A 17,181-nucleotide genomic window follows, 5' to 3' on the forward strand; every position below is an offset into this window, starting at 1 on the left:
CGCCGACATCGACCGCTGGGCGGGTCGATCAGAACCCGAAGTCACCGCCGAAATCGCCGCCGCCGAAGTCACCGCCGCCGAAGTCGCCCCAGCCGCCGTCGCCGGAGGCATCGGTGCCGGCCGCCTCGGTCGAGGCACCGGCATCGCCCGCACCGGCATCGCCCGCACCGGCATCGCCGGAGGCCTCGAATGCCGACGGGTCGGGCAGGAACGCCGACACGATCGCCGATCCGACCACGTACCCCGCGATCGAACCGAGCAGCGAACCGGCGAACATCGAACCGAACCCGGTCCCACCGAACTGCGGCCGCCCCGGCGCGCCCGGACCGCCCTGCTGGGCACCCGCCCCACCGGGTTGGCCGTATCCGGGCGCTCCCGGCTGGAACCCGGATGCCCCGGGCCCGGGGATCGACGACATCGTGCGTTCGATCGTGCCGGGCTGGCGCAGCTCGGCGCGCGTCGCGGCCCGTGCGAGCGCCGACGGCTCCTCGGACAGCACCTGCTCCCCCGGCGGCAGCTGCGCCGCGAGGTTCGCGTACACGAGGTGACGCTGCTGCGGCGTGAGCTTCGCGAACGCCTCGGCGTGCACGGCCTCGATGGACTCGGGCGGCGCGGTGCGAAGGAGGTAGCGATACCGCTCGACCGCGAGCTCGTCGTCGGTCATCGGCCGCCTGGCGGCGCCTCCGGGCGGAACCGGCCGACCCGGGCCGGGTACCGGCGGCACCGGCCGGCGCTGCGGCTCGGGCGTGCCGAAGAGTCGATCCAGGAATCCCATGACGTCCTCGTTCCTCTCGGGGTGACCCACACGGTATCCGTCGATCCCATCCGATTCCTGTGAACGGCACACGCCGAAGGGGCCGGTCACGTCATCGACGCGACCGGCCCCGGACGAAGTCGGGCGAGGACTACCCGGCGCTCGCGCGCTCCAGCACGAGCTCGCGCACGCGCGCGGCATCCGCCTTGCCCTGCATCGCCTTCATAACGGCGCCGATCACGGCGCCGGCCGCCTGCACCTTGCCGTCGCGGATCTTCTCGAGCACGTCGGGCTGGGCCGCGAGCGCCTCATCGATCGCCGCGATCAGGGCGCCGTCGTCGGAGACGACCGCGAGGCCCCGAGCGTCGACGATCTCCTGCGGCGTACCCTCGCCCGCGATCATGCCCTCGAGCACCTGCCGCGCGAGCTTGTCGGTGAGTGTGCCGGCGTCGACGAGTTGCTGCAGTTCGGCGACGGCGGCGGGCTCGACCAGCTCGGCCGGCTCCCGCCCCTCGGCGTTCGCGATGCGCTGCAGTTCGCCCGTCCACCACTTGCGGGCCGCGGCGGGCGAGGCACCGGCGGCGATGGTCGCCTCGACCTCGGCAATCAGGCCCGCGTTCACGACGCCCTGGAACTCGAGGTCGGTGAAGCCCCACTCGGTCTTGAGCCGTCGACGGTGCGCCGCGGGCGCCTCGGGCAGGGCCGCCCGGAGCTCCTCGATCAGCTCGGCCGAGGGCTCGACCGGCAGCAGGTCGGGTTCCGGGAAGTATCGGTAGTCGTCGGCGTCGGACTTCGGCCGGCCCGGGCTCGTCGTTCCCGTGTCCTCGTGCCAGTGGCGCGTCTCCTGCGTGATCGAGCCGCCTCCGGCGAGGATCGCCGCCTGGCGCTGGATCTCGTACCGCACCGCGCGCTCGATCGAACGGAACGAGTTCACGTTCTTCGTCTCCGTGCGGGTGCCGAACGGCGCGACCGGCTCGCCCTCGGCGGCACGGGGCCGCAACGAGACGTTCGCGTCGCAGCGCAGGTTGCCGCGCTCCATGCGTGCATCGGAGATGCCCAGCGACCGCGCGATGTCGCGGATCGTCGAGACGTATGCGCGCGCCAGCGCAGGGGCATCCGCCTCGGCACCGACGATCGGCCGCGTGACGATCTCGACGAGCGGCACACCCGCGCGGTTGTAGTCGACGAGCGAGTACTCGGCGCCCTGGATGCGGCCGGTCGCGCCGCCCACGTGGGTCAGCTTGCCGGCATCCTCCTCCATGTGCGCACGCTCGATCGGCACCTGGAAGACGCGGCCGTTCTCGAGCTCGACCTCGACCTCGCCGTCGAACGCGATCGGCTCGTCGTACTGCGAGATCTGGTAGTTCTTCGCGAGGTCCGGGTAGAAGTAGTTCTTGCGCGCGAAACGGCTCGACGGTGCGATCTCGCAGCCGAGCGCGAGCCCGAGCGAGATCGAGGAACGCACGGCCTCGCCGTTCACGACCGGCAGCGACCCGGGCAGGCCCAGGCACACCGGTGAGACGAGCGTGTTCGGCTCGGCGCCGTGGTTGGCCGAGTTCGCCGGGTTCGGCGCCGCCGAGAACATCTTCGTCGCGGTGTTCAGCTCGACGTGCACCTCGAGGCCGATGACCGGCTCGAACAGCTCGAGCGCCCGATCGAAGTCCATCAGTTCGACACGGGCCATCAGACGGCGCCTTCCTCGGTCGCGAGCAGTTCGTGGGTCGACAGCGCGGGTGCGCGGTCGAGCAGGGGCGCACCCCACTCGGCGAGCAGCAGCTGCTCGAGCGCACCGCCCACGTTGTAGAGGCGGGCGTCCTCGCGTGCCGGCGCGAGGAACTGGATGCCGACCGGCAGCCCGTCCTCCGGCGCGAGGCCGACCGGGAGCGAGATGCCCGGAACGCCGGCGAGGTTCGCCGGGATGGTCGCCACGTCGTTGAGGTACATCGACAGCGGGTCGTTCAACTTCTCGCCGAGCTTGAAGGCGGTGGTCGGCGCGGTCGGCGTGGCGAGCACGTCGACGTCCGCGAACGCGTGCTCGAAGTCGCGCTGCACGAGCGTGCGCACCTTCTGGGCGCTGCCGTAGTACGCGTCGTAGTAGCCGGCGGACAGGGCGTAGGTGCCGAGGATGATGCGGCGCTTGACCTCGGGGCCGAATCCGGCCTCGCGCGTCGCCGACATGACCTGCTCGACCGTGCCGCCGCCGTCGGGCGTGACCCGCAGGCCGAAGCGCACCGAGTCGAACTTCGCGAGGTTCGACGAGGCCTCGGCGGGCAGGATCAGGTAGTACGCGGCGATCGCGTGCTCGAAGTTCGGCGTGGAGACCTCGACGATCTCGGCGCCGTTGCGCTCGAGCAGGTCGATCGCCTCGTGGAACCGCTGGCGGACGCCGGGCTGGAAGCCGTCGGAGTCGAGTTCCTTGACGACGCCGATGCGCAGGCCCGAGACATCCGCTCGGCGTACCGCGTCGGCCATCGACGGCCACGCATCGGGGATCGAGGTCGAGTCGTGCGGGTCGTGCCCGGCGATGACGTCCTGCAGCAGGGCGGCATCGAGCACGGTGCGCGTGACCGGGCCGATCTGGTCGAGGCTCGACGCGAGGGCGATCGAACCGTATCGGCTCACGGCGCCGTAGGTCGGCTTCACGCCGACGGTCCCGGTGACGTGCGCGGGCTGGCGGATCGAGCCGCCGGTGTCGCTGCCGAGGGCGAGCGGCGCCTCGAACGCGGCGACCGCTGCGGCCGAGCCGCCGCCCGAGCCGCCCGGGATCCGGTCGAGGTCCCACGGGTTGTGGGTCGGACCGTACGCCGAGTGCTCGGTCGACGAGCCCATCGCGAACTCGTCCATGTTGGTCTTGCCGAGGGGCACCAGGCCGGCGTCGCGGATCTTGCGCACGGGCGTCGCGTCGTAGGGCGGGATCCAGCCCTCGAGGATGCGGGAGCCGGCGGTCGAGGGCATGCCCTCGGTCACCAGGACGTCCTTGACGGCGATCGGCACGCCGGCGAGCTCGCCGAGCTCGTCACCGGCCGCACGACGGCGGTCGACCTCGGCCGCGTCGGCGAGGGCACGATCGGATGCGACGTGGAGGAAGGCGTGCACCGCGCCGTCGACGGCGGCGATGCGGTCCAGGTGCGCGCGCGTCGCCTCGACGGACGAGACCTCGCCGGCGGACAGGCGGGCGGCGAGGTCGGACGCGGACAGTCGGATCAGGTCGTCGCCGTGGCTCACTGCTCCTCCCCCAGGATCGCGGAGACGACGAACCGATCGCCGTCGCGCTCGGGCGCCCCGGAGAGCGCCTGCTCGTTCGTCAGGACGTTGTCGCCGACGACGTCGTCGCGGAAGACGTTGCGCATCGGGATCGGGTGGCTCGTCGGCGGGACGTCGGGCGTCGCGACGGCGCTCACCTGCTCGACGGCCTGCATGATCTGGCCGAGTTCGGTGGTGAGGTGCGCGATCTCTTCCTCGGTGAGCGCGATGCGGGCGAGGTTCGCGAGATGCGCGACCTGCTCCGCACTGATTTCAGACATGCTGCTCCGAACGTGTCGTGGTGGGGATGCGTCGATTCTACCGGGGCGAGCTACTGGCCGAAGAGCCCGGCGCCACGACGGTTGAGCTCCTCGTAGGCCTGCTCGAACGTCTGCGGCTCAGGCGCGTCACCGGCGCCCGCCCTCGCGAGGAGCAACCCGATCAGCCCGCGCGCCGGAGGGCTCAGCGGCTTGTCCTTCGTGGCGTGCGCCGGGTGCGGCGCGGTCGACTCGGGATTCGGAGGAACGTACTGCGGCGTCGTAGTGGGCCAGGTGGACGGATGCCGCGGCTTGTCCATGTTCACGACGCTGAACAGGTCGTTGGCGCCCGCGTCGCGTCGGGTGAGCGGCTTCAGGCCGTGCAGCCGCGAGAGCGTCGCGATGACCGCGCCGTGGTGCATCTCGTCGTGGATGATCGTGCCGGCGCGCGTGTACGCCGAGACGGCGATGGCGGGGACCCGGCACCCGAGCCGGTCGAACTCGAACCCCATCTCGCCCGGATCCGCACCCTCGTGCGGCGGGATCGCCGCGGGCGGCGGGACGTGGTCGTACGTGCCGCCGTGCTCGTCGAACGTGATCAGGAGCATGGTGTTGATCGCGTTCGACCCGTCGGGGGTCGCGCTGCGCTTGACCGCCTCGTAGATGTTGTGGATCAGCAGTTCGCCGGCGCGGACATCGGAGATCGCGCTGTCGACGACCTCCTCGCCGTCGACCGTGGATTCGCGGAGCTTTCCGAACGGCGGATGGAAGTCGTTGTGGTTGTAGACCATGCGCGGCTCGATGAACGCGTAGGCGGGGAGCTCTCCCGCCTCGACGTCCTTGTAGAACTGGTCCATCGTCGCGAAATGCTCGGTCTTCCAGTACTGCTCGAGCACCGGTGCGTGCAGCACCCCGGTGAACGAGACCATCTGGAGCGCGTCGAAGTACACCTTCCAGGTGAGCCCGGCCTCCTCGAGCCGGTTGAACACCGTCGGCGTCGGTTCGGCGTCGAGCCACTTGTCGTAGCCGCCGCCGTGCTTGTTGGTCACGAACCCGTGCGACGTCGAGGCGTGGAAGAACGAGCGGTTGCAGAACGTCTGCGACGGGACGGCGCAGAACCAGTGATCGAACACCGCGAAGTTCTTGGCGAGCGTCGACAGCACCGGCAGCATCTCGGGCGAGAAGGAGCCCATGATCTGCTCCACCTCGTCGAGGCCCGGCTCCGTGCCCTTGCGCAGCCGCTCGGAGTTGTTGATGTAGTCGCTGACGAAGCCGTCCATCGTGGGCGTCTCACCCTTCGACGGCGCGTTGTACGGGTGCGCCATGTCGCCGACGCCGCTCGTGGCGTTGCCCCCGGGGTCGACGAGGTTGAACAGCTGCGTGTTGACGTGCGGGTACTCTTCGCCGGGGTCGGGATCGGGCCGGCCCATGATCTCGTCGGTCGGCCCGTCGTAGATGTGGGCCGCGAACACGGTGCCGTCCGGCGCCGCGTTCGAGTAGTCGCCGAACGCGAGACCCTCGAAGCTCTGGCCGCTCGGCACCGTGTCGGGCGTGTACAGGTACCCGAGGATGTTGTCGAACGAGCGGTTCTCGCCCATCACCACGACGACGTGGTCGAAGCCGGCCTCCTGCCGGGGCGTGAGCGCGGCGAAGTCGTCGGCGCCCTCCGCGAACCCCTGGGAGTAGCCGATCGCCGCGCCGGCCGCCGCACCGACCCCGCCTCCGACCACCGCGCCGGCGGCCGCCACACCGCCGAACTTCAGGAAGTCGCGGCGCGATCGTGCCCGTTGCCGCGCCTCACGACCGCCGCCTGCGCCCTGGTCGTCGCCGGCTGCTTCGTCATTCGTCGTCTGTCGCGGCATCCGCTCCCCCAGCCTCGCCCTGCTCCCCGAGCGCACCCGGCCCTTCCGTGACCAGCACGCGGAACTGCGCCGCGTCCAGCACGCGGATGCCCAACTCCTCGGCCTTCGCGAGCTTCGAGCCGGCACCCGGCCCGGCCGCGACGAAATCCGTCTTCTTCGACACGCTCGACGCCGCCTTGCCGCCCGCCTGGATGATGGCCTCCTGCGCCCCCTCGCGCGTGAAGCCCTCGAGCGAACCGGTCGCGACGATCGTGAGGCCCGCGAGCACGCCGCCGGCTTCGGCTGCGGCGCCCGGACCCGGATGCCCCGGCGTCGACCACTGCACGCCGGCCTCGGTCCAACGATCGACGATCTCGACGTGCCAAGCCTCGGCGAACCAGTCGGTGACGGCGTCGGCGATGATGCCGCCGACCCCCTCGACCTGGGCGAGCTCGTCGCGCGACGCGGCGCGGATGGCGTCGAGCGAGCCGAACCAGTCGGCGAGCGCGCGCGCCGCGACCGGGCCGACATGGCGGATGTTCAGCGACACGATCAGTCGCCAGAGCGGCTTCGCCTTCGCCTTCTCGAGCTCGGCGAGCAGCTTCTCGGCCGCACCGGACGGCAGCAGTTCGCGATGGCTCTTGCGGATGCCGAGCCGGCGCCGCTCGCCCGGGTCGAGTGCTTCGGTGCCGGGCGGGTAGGTCGCGGGCCCCCACTTCTGGAAGGGCGCCCGCCGCACCGGCTCACCGGTCTCGTCGTCGACCTTGGGCTCGCCGGTCTCGGCGTCGCGCACGACGACCTCGATCGGCACGAGTTCGTCGACCGTCAGGTCGAACAACCTCGCCTCGGTGCGCAGCGGCGGCTCGGACGGCGTGAACGGCTGCGTGAGCGCCGCGGCGGTGACCTCGCCGAGCGCCTCGATGTCGAGGCCTCCGCGCGAGCCGATGTGCTCGACCCTGCCGCGGACCTGGGCGGGACACGACTGCGCATTGGGACAGCGCAGGTCGATGTCGCCCTCCTTCATCGGCCGCAGCGGCGTGCCGCATTCGGGGCACCGCTCGGGCATCCGCCATTCGCGTTCGGTCCCGTCGCGCAGCGCTTCGACCGCACCGAGGATCTCGGGGATGACGTCGCCGGCCTTGCGCAGCACGACGGTGTCGCCGATCAGCACGCCCTTGGCCTTCACGACGTCCTGGTTGTGGAGCGTCGCCTGGCGAACGGTGGAGCCCGCGACCTTCACGGGCGCCATGATGGCGAACGGCGTCGCGCGGCCGGTGCGGCCGACGCCGACGGCGATGTCGAGGAGCTTGGTGTGCACCTCCTCCGGCGGGTACTTGTACGCGATCGCCCAGCGCGGCGCGCGGCTCGTGGCGCCGAGCTCGTCGTGCAGGTCGAGTTCGTCGATCTTGACGACGATCCCGTCGATCTCGTGCTCGACGTCGTGACGGTGCTCGCCCCAGTGCGCGATGAAGCCCGCGACCTCGTCGATCGAGCCGAACACCCGAGTGTGCGGCGAGACCGGCAGGCCCCAGCCGGCGATGAGGTCGTAGATGCCCGACTGCGAGTCGACCGGGGGGTCCTGCCAGGCGCCGATGCCGTGCAGGTGCAACGACAGCCGGCCGAGCCGTTCGCGCATGAGCTGCAGCTGTTCGGGCGACTTGTTCTCGCGGCGCTGGCGCAGGCTCCCTGCCGCCGTGTTGCGGGCGTTCGCGAACTCGGGGAACCGGACGGGGACCTCGGCCTCGGGCTTGCCCTTCGCGACCTGATCGGCGACGTACGCGGCCTGGAGCTCATGCTGGCGCTCGTTCAGCGCCTCGAAGTCGACGGTTTCGAGGAACACCTCGCCGCGGACCTCGAAGAACGCCGGCCATCCGTCGCCCGTCAGGCGACGCGGGATCGCCGGGATGAGCTCGACGTTCTCGGTGATGTCCTCGCCGACCCGACCGTCTCCACGCGTCGTCGCGGTCTCCAACACCCCGTCGCGGTAGGCGAGGCTGATCGCGAGCCCGTCGATCTTGAGTTCGGACAGCCAGCGGACGGGTCGCCCGGCGGCGGCCTGGGCCTTCGCCGCCCACTCGCGGAACTCGTCGATGCTGAAGACGTTGTCGAGGCTGAGCATGCGCTCGGCGTGCTCGTGGGTCGGGAAGCCGGCGGCCACGATGGCTGCGCCGACCTGCTGGGTCGGGCTGTCCTGCCCCGCGAGTTCGGGGAACGCGCGCTCGAGCGCCTCGAGCCGGCGGAACGCCTCGTCGTACTCGGCGTCGCTGAGCGCCGAGTCGCCGTCCGCGTAGTAGGCCAGCCTCGCCTGTTCGATCTGCGCACGGAGCGCGTCGGATTCGGCGCGGGCCGTATCGAAGTCGGTCGGGAGGGCGGTCGTTCCGGCGGAGTCGCTCACATCGCCATCCTACGAGCGGCCCCCGACGCGCCGGTGGCGCGCGGGGGCCGCAGGATCGCGCAGGCTTCGTCGCGGCGACGTGCCGGACTCAGCCCTGGAAGCCGAGCCGGTCGACGCGACGGTGGTACCGGGTGCCGGCGATGCCGCCGAGCACCGCGCCGCCGAGGCTCGCGACGGCGAGTGCGGCCGCCGACGTGAGGCCGATGACGGTGAGCTCGCCGTCCGTCAGCGGCAGCCGCGGCAGGGCCGCGAGGTCGTCGAAGATCCGGTAGCGGCCGTCGAAGAGCACGCTCGCCAGCGCGGCCACGATCGCGATCACGAGCGCCCAGACCCAGACGCCGACGCCTTGTACGGCGCCGTCGAACCGGGCCATGCGACCGGCGACGTAGCCGCCGCAGAAGTACGACGCGATCACGACGACGAGCAGCACGACCGCGCCGGCCCATCCCATCGCCGCGGGCTCGACGCCGAGCGAACCGATCCAGCCCGGCACCGCCTCGAACCCGAACGCCGCGCCGATCGCCGCGAGGAGCGCCAACAGGATCGTCGCGGTGCCCGTCGCGGTGATCCAGCCGAACAGCGCCGACCCGACCTTGATCCCGCCGAATCGGCGGCGCTGTCGAGCGAGGACGTCCCTGCGATCCACGACGACCGCCGAGGGGGCGTCGGATTCCGCGTGCGGCGTCTGCTCGGCGTCGCGGACGCGTGGGGCCACCTCCGCGGTCCGGGTGCCGCCGTCGTGGAGGCGCTCGGTGCGGGCAGGGCCGTCGGTGCGCGCGGACCCGTCGTTGCGGGCGGGTGCATCGGTGCGTGCGGGGGCTTCGGTGCGCTCGATGGTCACGGTGGACTCCTCGTCGTCGGTGGGGTGGCGCGACTGCACCCCCGACCGTAGGGGCGGCGCGATCGGCGTCGGCATCCCTTGACAGGCCCGTCATGCCCCCCTATATGGGGGCCATAACCCCGGGGCGGGACGGCTACGCCGTGACCGGCACCGCGCTGAGCGTCCGATCGATCGTGCACTGCCCGAGCACCCGGGTCCCGACGTAGACCACCGCGGTCTGTCCGGGCGCGACGCCGTCGAGCGGCGCCGCGGGCGTCACGACGAGTTCGGGGGCACCGGCATCCGACACGGCGACCCGCGCGACGGCGGGTACCGGGTCGGCGTGGGCGCGGATCTGCACGTCGCACGCGAACGACTCGCCGTCGGCGGCCACGAGGCCGGATGCCACGGGGTGGGCGCCCGCCCACGAGAATCGGCTGCCGGCGATCTCGGCGATCGCGAGCGCCTCCTTCGGGCCCACGACGACGGTGTTCTCCTTCGGCCGCACCTCGAGCACGAACCGCGGCTTGCCGTCGGGTGCCGGGGTGCCGAGCCGGAGCCCGCGTCGCTGGCCGACGGTGTAGGCGTGCGCACCCTCGTGGCTGCCGACGACGGCCCCGGTGCGATCGACGATCTCACCGGTGGCGACGCCGACCTTCTCGGCGAGCCAGCCCTTCGTGTCGCCGTCGGAGATGAAGCAGATGTCGTACGAGTCGGGCTTGCGCGCGACCGACAGTCCGCGGCGCTCGGCCTCCTGGCGCACCAACTCCTTCGACGGCGTGTCGCCGAGCGGGAAGTACGCGTGCTCGAGCTGCTCGGCCGTCAGCACGCCGAGCACGTAGCTCTGGTCCTTCGCCTCCGCGCTCGCGCGGTGCAACTCGCGGCGACCCGAGGCATCCGTCGTGATCTTCGCGTAATGGCCGGTCGCGACGGCGTCGAAGCCGAGCGCGAGCGCCTTCTCGAGGAGCGCGGCGAACTTGATGCGCTCGTTGCAGCGCATGCACGGGTTCGGCGTGCGGCCGGCCGCGTACTCGGCGATGAAGTCGTCGACGACGTCCGCCTTGAACCGCTCGGAGAAGTCCCACACGTAATACGGAATGCCGAGGGCGTTCGCCGCGCGCTGCGCGTCCATCGAGTCCTCGATCGTGCAGCAGCCGCGGCTGCCCGTGCGGAGCGTGCCGGGCATCCGGCTCAGCGCCAGGTGCACGCCGACGACGTCGTGGCCGGCCTCGACGGCACGCGCCGCCGCGACGGCGCTGTCCACGCCGCCTGACATCGCCGCAAGCACTCGCATGGGTCCCAGTCTACGAACCGCCGCTGAACGGATGCCCCGAGCGCGCGCTCGCCCCGCTGCTCAGCGGTCGAACGACGTCGACCTGGCGGCGAGTCCGGCCCGAGCCGCCCGCTCGTGCGCAGCGGGCAGGGCCGCGAGGAACGCGTCGACGTCGGCGTCGGTCGACGCGTGGCCGAGGGTGAGCCGCAGCGCACCGCGCGCGTCGGCCTCGCTGCGACCCATCGCCAGCAGCACGTGGCTGGGCTCGGGGACCCCGGCCTGGCACGCCGACCCGGTCGAGACCTCGACCCCTGCGGCATCGAGCAGGAACAGCAGCGAATCCCCCTCGCATCCGGGGAAGGAGAAGTGCGCGTTCGCGGGCAGGCGGCCGGCCGGATCAGGGTCTCCCGAGAGCCGGGCCTCCGGCACGAGCGCGGTGACCCCGTCGATCACGCGATCGCGCAGGCGTGCCATTCGGGCGGCATCCGCGTCGAGCCGCGACGCGACGGCCTGCGCCGCCGCCGCGAACGACGCGGCTGCGGCCACGTCCTGCGTGCCCGAGCGGATGCGGCGCTGCTGGCCACCGCCGTGCAGCAGCGGCTCGACCTGCGCCGAGCGATCGAGCACCAGCGCGCCGATGCCCGCGGGTCCCCCGATCTTGTGGGCCGAGACGCTGAGCGCGACGAGTCCGGCGCCGGGCGCGGCATACGTCGCCCGTCGGATCGCGCCGACGTCGATCGGCAGCTGGCCGTATGCGGCGATCGCGTCGACGTGCAGCGGCACGCCGGCGCGCGCGCAGAGCTCGGACACCTCGGCGACCGGCTGGATCGTGCCGACCTCGTTGCTGGCCCACAGCATCGTGACGAGTGCGACGGATGCCGCGTCGCGCACGAGCTCGTCGGCGAGCGCGTCGACGCGCAGGCGCCCGACCCCGTCGACGGGCAGCTCGACGATGTCGGCGCCGTCGTGCCCGGCGAGCCACTCGACGGTGTCGATCGTGGCGTGGTGCTCACCGGCGGGGAGCAGGATGCGGGGCCGTGGGGCATCCGCCTGCCGCCGCCAGTACAGCCCCTTGATCGCGAGGTTGACGGACTCGGTGCCGCTTCCGGTGAAGACCACCTCGATGCCGTCGGCCCCCAGGGTCGCGGCGACCTGCTCGCGGGATTCCTCGAGGAGTCGCTTCGATCGCTGCCCGGCACTGTGGATCGACGCGGGGTTGCCGGTGAGGCCGAGGGCCGCGGTGAGCGCGTCGACCGCCTCGGGGAGCATCGGGGTCGTCGCGGCGTGGTCGAGATACGCCATGGAACTACTGTAGATCGCATGCCCGAAACCGCTCCCACGCACGACCTCGGCGTCCGCACGGGCGCCGACGGCGGCGTGCTCCGCATCTGGTCGGCGAACGCCACCGCGGTCGACCTCGTCGTGTTCGCACCCGACGACCTCGACTGGGCGACGGAGCGGGTCGCCGCCGTGCGCGACGAGCACGGCGTCTGGGAGGCGCGCTCCGCCGCGCTCGTGCCCGGCGCACGGTACGGCGTCCGCGTCGACGGCCCGACCGGCGTCGAGCACGCGTTCAACCCGGTGCACACCCTGCTCGACCCGTACGCGCGCGGCCTCGTACGCGCGGACGACGGCTCGTGGCGCGGCGTCGCGCTGGCACCCCTCGACGCCGACGGCGGGTTCGGCACGACTTCGGATGCCGCGGGCACCGCCTCCTCGGTGCGCCCGCCCAAGCCGCGGGTGCCGCTCGACCACACCATCGTCTACGAGGCGCACGTCCGCGGGTTCACCCGGCGCAACCCGGCCGTTCCCGCCGCGCTGCGCGGCACGTACGCGGGGCTCGGGCACGACGCGTCGATCGAGCACCTCCTCTCGCTCGGTGCCACCACGGTCGAACTCCTCCCCGTGCACGCGTTCGTCTCGGAGGACCGCCTGATCCGCCAGGGCAAGGTGAACTACTGGGGCTACAACACGCTCGCGTTCTTCGCCCCCCACTCCCCCTACGCGACCGCCGAGGCGCAGGCAGCCGGCGCAGAGGCCGTCCGCGACGAGTTCCGCGACATGGTCGACCGGCTGCACCGGGCCGGCCTCGAGGTCGTGCTCGACGTGGTCTACAACCACACGGCGGAGGAGGGGCGCGGCGGCCCGACGTCGAGCTTCCGCGGCATCGACAACGCCTCCTACTACCGGCACGACGCGCACGGCCGCTACGTCGACACGACCGGCTGCGGCAATACCCTCGACTTCGGCAACGCGGTGCCGCAGCAGCTCGTGCTCGACTCCATGCGGTACTGGGCGGGCGAGATGGGCGTGGACGGGTTCCGCCTGGACCTCGCGGCGACGCTCGGCCGCGGCGACCACGGCGAGTACGACCGCGAGCACCCGTTGCTGCGCGGCATGCTCGACGACGCGATCGTCGGCGACACGAAGCTCATCGCAGAGCCATGGGATGTCGGTCCCGGCGGATGGCGCACCGGCGACTTCCCCAACGGGTTCACGGAGTGGAACGACCGCTACCGCGACCGCATGCGCGACTTCTGGCTCGGCGACCTGCGCCGCGAGCGCGAGACGGGTTCGGCCGGCAGCGGCATCGGCCGCTTCGCGACCCGGCTCGCCGGATCGTCGAACACGTTCTCGCGCGAGCGCGGACCGCTCGCGAGCCTGAACTTCATCACCGCCCACGACGGGTTCACGCTCGCCGACCTCACCGCCTTCGACGTCAAGCACAACGAGGGCAACGGCGAGGACAACCGCGACGGCACCGACAACAACAACTCGTACAACCACGGCGTCGAGGGCCGCACCGACGACCCCGCGATCCGCGCGGCCCGCCGGCGGAGCCTGCGCAACCTCATGGGCACCCTGCTGCTCTCGGCCGGAGTGCCGATGCTCACGGCCGGCGACGAGTACGGGCGCAGCCAGGCGGGCAACAACAACGCGTACTGCCACGACTCCGAGCTGACCTGGCTCGACTGGGAGTGGAACGACGACCAGCGCGCCGTGTTCGAGACGGCCAAGCGGCTCATCCGGCTGCGGGCCCAGAACCCGGCGCTGCGCCCGGTGCGCTTCGGCGTGTTCGGCGAGACGACGCCGAGCGCCACGCAGATGGACTGGTACAACGCCGACGGCGACACCATGACCATCGACGACTGGAACTCCCCCGCCGAGCGCACCCTGCAATACCTCGCGGCATCGACCCCGGAGTTCGAGGAGTTCAACCGGATCCTGCTCGTCGTCCACGCGCACGAGGAGCCGACCGAGGTCGTGCTGCCCGACCACGAGGGCGTCGGCAGCTACACGCTGCTCTGGGACTCGTCGAGCGAGACGCCCGACGTCGCCGCGGCCGAGCCGCGCCCCGGCGAGCGCGTGCGCGTCGCCGCCCAGTCGATGCAGCTCTACCGCGCGTCGGACGCGTGATGCCCGGACGCGTGATGCCCGGACGCGTGACGGCCCGCTGATGGCGAAGCGATCGGATGCCTCCGCCGGCACGCCGGCGACCGTCGCCCTCGTCGCTGCGGGCATCCCGTTCACGGCCCACGCGTACGACCACGACCCCCGCGCCGCGGCGTACGGGCTGGAGGCCGCCGAGAAGCTCGGCCTCCCGCCCGAGATCGTGTTCAAGACCCTCGTCGCGGACGTCGACGGCGGCCTCGCGGTCGGCATCGTCCCGGTTGCGATGCAGCTCGACCTGAAGGCGCTCGCCTCGGCCGTCGGCGGCAAGCGCGCCGAGATGGCCGATCCGCAGGTCGCGCAGCGCCGGACGGGCTACGTCGTGGGCGGCATCAGCCCGATCGGCCAGAAGACCGCATTGCCGATCGTGCTCGACGAGTCGGCGATCCTGTGCGAGACGATCCTCGTCTCGGGCGGTAGGCGGGGACTCGACCTGGAGCTCGCACCGGACGACCTCCTGGCCGTCACCGGCGGCAGCTATGCCGCGATCGCGCGGTCGCGCTGATCCGAGCAGCCGCTCCCACGACCGCTCCGCCGGTCGGCGTCACCCCGCCGTCGCGACCAGTCCGAGCTCGGCGGCGCTGAGCAGCAGCGGATGCGACGGGATCACCCGGACGGTGTACCCGAACGCCCCCGCGCGGTCGAGCGTGACCGATCCCTCGTACTCCACGGGGCCGCCGTCCTGCGTCCTCCCGGTCGGTTCGAGCGGCGTCAGGCGCGGCGACGCGATCGTCTCCTCGGCGGTCGACCTGCCGGAGACGACCTCGACCAGCACGTCGTCCGGAGTCAGGTCGCCGAGCTCCACCCGCGCCCGCAGGCGCAACTCGTCGCCGACGTGCGGCGAGTCGACGCCGCCCGACTCGACGTGCACGACGGAGACCCCGGGCCATGCTGCGCGGACGCGAGCCCCGAACGCGGCGAGGTCGCGCGCTCCCCGGGCGTGATCGGCACCGACCGCGACGCCGTGCTGCCACGCGTGACGGTAGAGGCGGTCGACGTACTCACGCACCATGCGGTCGGCGCCGAGCTCCGGGGCGAGGTCGGCGAGCGTGTGCCGGAGCATCCGGACCCACTCGTGCGGCACGCCGTGCTCCGACCGGTCGTAGTACCTCGGTACGATCTCGTGCTCCAGCAGCTCGTAGAGCGCGGTCGCCTCGAGCGCGTCGCGCTCGGCGGCATCCGTCGCCTGGTCGGCGGACGGGATCACCCATCCCGACTGCTCTGACGCGTACTCGGCCCACCAGCCGTCGAGGATCGACAGGTTGAGCGCCGCGTTCATCGCGGCCTTCATGCCCGACGTGCCGCAGGCCTCGAGCGGGCGCAGCGGGTTGTTGAGCCAGACGTCGCAGCCGGGGTACAGCACCGACGCCATGCCGATGTCGTAGTCGGGCAGGAACACGATGCGGTCGCGCAGTTCGGGTCGCTGCGAGAACTGCACGAGACGCTGGATGAGGCGCTTGCCCTCATCGTCAGCCGGGTGCGACTTGCCGGCCACGACGAACTGCACCGGACGATCGGGGTCGGTGAGGATCGCCGCGAACCGCTCCGGATCCTGGAGCATCAGGGTCAGGCGCTTGTACGTGGGGACGCGCCGCGCGAACCCGATCGTCAGCACGTCGGGGTCGAGCACGCCGCCGATCCAGTCGGGAGCCGTCGCCCCGGAGTGCTGCGACGACCAGGAGTCCTGCAACCGGCGACGGGCGTCCTCGACCAGGCGCGCGCGCAGTCCGCGCTTCACCGACCAGAGCTCCGCGTCGTCGAGCGCATCGCTGAGCCAGTCGGCATGCTCCGGGTCCGCGGTGCCGAGGACGCGTTCGCTCAGCTCCAGCAGCGCCGGAGCCACCCACGTCGGGCTGTGGACCCCGTTCGTCACCGAGGTGATCGGCACCTCGTCGGCGTCGAAGCCCGGCCACAGCGCCCCGAACATGCGCCGGCTCACCTCGCCGTGCAGCTTCGAGACGCCGTTCGCGTGCTGGGCGAGCCGCAGGCCCATCATCGCCATGTTGAACGCGCTCGTGGCCGGGTCCGCGCCCGGCTCGACGCCGAGCGGCAGCGCGTCGGCAGCCTTCACCCCGGGCAGCAGGTCGGGATTCTGCAGGTACGCCGCCACGAGGTCGCGTTCGAAGCGGTCGATGCCGGCGGGCACGGGCGTGTGGGTCGTGAAGATCGTCGACGCGCGCACGAGCTGGAGCGCGTCGCCGAACACCATGCCCTCGCCGATCAGCGACGAGATGCGCTCGAGGCCGAGGAAGCCGGCGTGGCCCTCGTTCATGTGGAAGACCTCGGGTTCGGCGGCACCGGTGAGCTCGACCCAGGCGTTGATCGCACGGACTCCGCCGATGCCGAGCAGGAGTTCCTGCTGCAGCCGGTGCTCGCCGCCGCCGCCGTACAGCCGGTCGGTGACCCGACGGAGCTCGTCGGCATTGGCCGGCACGTCGGAGTCGAGCAGCAGCAGGGTGACGCGGCCGACCTGCGCCCGCCACACGCGGGCCACGAGCGCGCGCCCGTCGGGAAGCGACAGCACGACCTGCACGGCGGTGCCGTCGGGACGCCGTACGAGCGAGAGCGGCAGGCCGTCGGGATCCTGGGCGGGGTAGCGTTCCTGCTGCCAGCCGTCGGGCGAGATCGACTGCGCGAAGTAGCCGGAGGCGTAGAACAGGCCGACGGCGAGGATGGGCACTCCGAGGTCGCTCGCGGCCTTCAGGTGGTCTCCGGCGAGGATGCCGAGCCCGCCCGAGTACTGGGGCAGCACCTCCGCGATGCCGAACTCGGGCGAGAAGTACGCGATGCTCGCCGGCGCATCGTCGCCGAAGCCCTGGTACCAGCGCGGCTGCTCGAGGTACTCGCGCAGCTCGGCCAGCTCGCGATTCGCCCACGCCACGTAGTCGTCGTCGGCGGCGAGCTCCTCGAGCCGCCACGGCGCGACCTCGCCGAGGAACGCGATCGGGTCTCGTCCCGAGTCGGCCCAGACGGCCGGATCGACGTGCTCGAACAACCGTCTCGTCGGCTCGTGCCACGACCAGCGGAGGTTGGCTGCGAGCTCCTCGAGCGGGGCGAGCGCGGCGGGGACGACGGCGCGGACGGTGAACTTCCTGATCGGCTTCACCCTGCCCACACTATGGGCGACCGGTGTCGTGCATGTGAACGA

At 72.1% G+C, this 17,181-nt stretch carries 12 protein-coding genes; 2 read left to right on the forward strand and 10 right to left on the reverse strand.

The window, feature by feature from the left end; translation table 11 throughout:
• Positions 1–28: 28 nt before the first annotated feature.
• The 9 genes from ELQ40_RS10570 to ELQ40_RS10610 form a co-directional block, all read right to left on the reverse strand.
• On the reverse strand, positions 29–775 hold the full coding sequence (locus tag ELQ40_RS10570) for a hypothetical protein (RefSeq protein WP_127793651.1): 747 nt from the start codon (positions 773–775) through the stop codon (positions 29–31).
• A 130-nt stretch (positions 776–905) separates the two neighbouring features.
• Complete coding sequence (gene gatB / locus ELQ40_RS10575; RefSeq protein WP_127793652.1) at positions 906–2,438, reverse strand: Asp-tRNA(Asn)/Glu-tRNA(Gln) amidotransferase subunit GatB; 1,533 nt, start codon at positions 2,436–2,438, stop codon at positions 906–908.
• Entirely contained in the window at positions 2,438–3,979 is a 1,542-nt protein-coding gene (gatA, locus tag ELQ40_RS10580; RefSeq protein WP_127793653.1) for an Asp-tRNA(Asn)/Glu-tRNA(Gln) amidotransferase subunit GatA, read from the reverse strand. The genes gatB and gatA overlap by 1 nt, the downstream gene beginning before the upstream one ends.
• Positions 3,976–4,278 (reverse strand): Asp-tRNA(Asn)/Glu-tRNA(Gln) amidotransferase subunit GatC, encoded by a 303-nt coding sequence (gene gatC / locus ELQ40_RS10585; RefSeq protein WP_127793654.1) that lies wholly within the window; start codon positions 4,276–4,278, stop codon positions 3,976–3,978. Before gatC ends, gatA begins: the two co-directional genes overlap by 4 nt.
• Positions 4,279–4,328: 50 nt before the next feature.
• Positions 4,329–6,116, reverse strand: a complete 1,788-nt coding sequence (locus tag ELQ40_RS10590) for an alkaline phosphatase family protein (RefSeq protein WP_127793655.1) — start codon at positions 6,114–6,116, stop codon at positions 4,329–4,331.
• The gene (gene ligA, locus ELQ40_RS10595) at positions 6,094–8,490 is read right to left on the reverse strand and encodes an NAD-dependent DNA ligase LigA (RefSeq protein WP_127793656.1); all 2,397 of its coding nucleotides are present in this window, start codon (positions 8,488–8,490) and stop codon (positions 6,094–6,096) included. The genes ELQ40_RS10590 and ligA overlap by 23 nt, the downstream gene beginning before the upstream one ends.
• Positions 8,491–8,578: 88 nt before the next feature.
• A complete protein-coding gene (locus ELQ40_RS10600; RefSeq protein ID WP_240665737.1) occupies positions 8,579–9,331 on the reverse strand; it encodes a hypothetical protein in 753 nt (250 codons plus the stop codon).
• A gap of 133 nt (positions 9,332–9,464) precedes the next feature.
• A complete protein-coding gene (gene mnmA / locus ELQ40_RS10605) occupies positions 9,465–10,604 on the reverse strand; it encodes a tRNA 2-thiouridine(34) synthase MnmA (protein WP_127793657.1) in 1,140 nt (379 codons plus the stop codon).
• Positions 10,605–10,664: 60 nt separating this feature from the next.
• Complete coding sequence (locus tag ELQ40_RS10610; protein WP_127793658.1) at positions 10,665–11,885, reverse strand: cysteine desulfurase family protein; 1,221 nt, start codon at positions 11,883–11,885, stop codon at positions 10,665–10,667.
• Positions 11,886–11,903: 18 nt separating this feature from the next.
• Between ELQ40_RS10610 and glgX the strand changes: the two genes are divergently transcribed.
• On the forward strand, positions 11,904–14,000 hold the full coding sequence (glgX, locus tag ELQ40_RS10615) for a glycogen debranching protein GlgX (RefSeq protein WP_127793659.1): 2,097 nt from the start codon (positions 11,904–11,906) through the stop codon (positions 13,998–14,000).
• 40 nt (positions 14,001–14,040) lie between these two features.
• Complete coding sequence (gene ybaK / locus ELQ40_RS10620; RefSeq protein ID WP_127793660.1) at positions 14,041–14,538, forward strand: Cys-tRNA(Pro) deacylase; 498 nt, start codon at positions 14,041–14,043, stop codon at positions 14,536–14,538.
• A gap of 39 nt (positions 14,539–14,577) precedes the next feature.
• Here the strand turns inward: ybaK and glgP are convergent, their stop codons facing one another.
• Positions 14,578–17,139, reverse strand: a complete 2,562-nt coding sequence (glgP, locus tag ELQ40_RS10625) for an alpha-glucan family phosphorylase (RefSeq protein WP_127793661.1) — start codon at positions 17,137–17,139, stop codon at positions 14,578–14,580.
• Positions 17,140–17,181 lie beyond the last annotated feature (42 nt).

This window comes from Agromyces sp. LHK192 (genome assembly GCF_004006235.1).
Lineage (GTDB): Bacteria > Actinomycetota > Actinomycetes > Actinomycetales > Microbacteriaceae > Agromyces.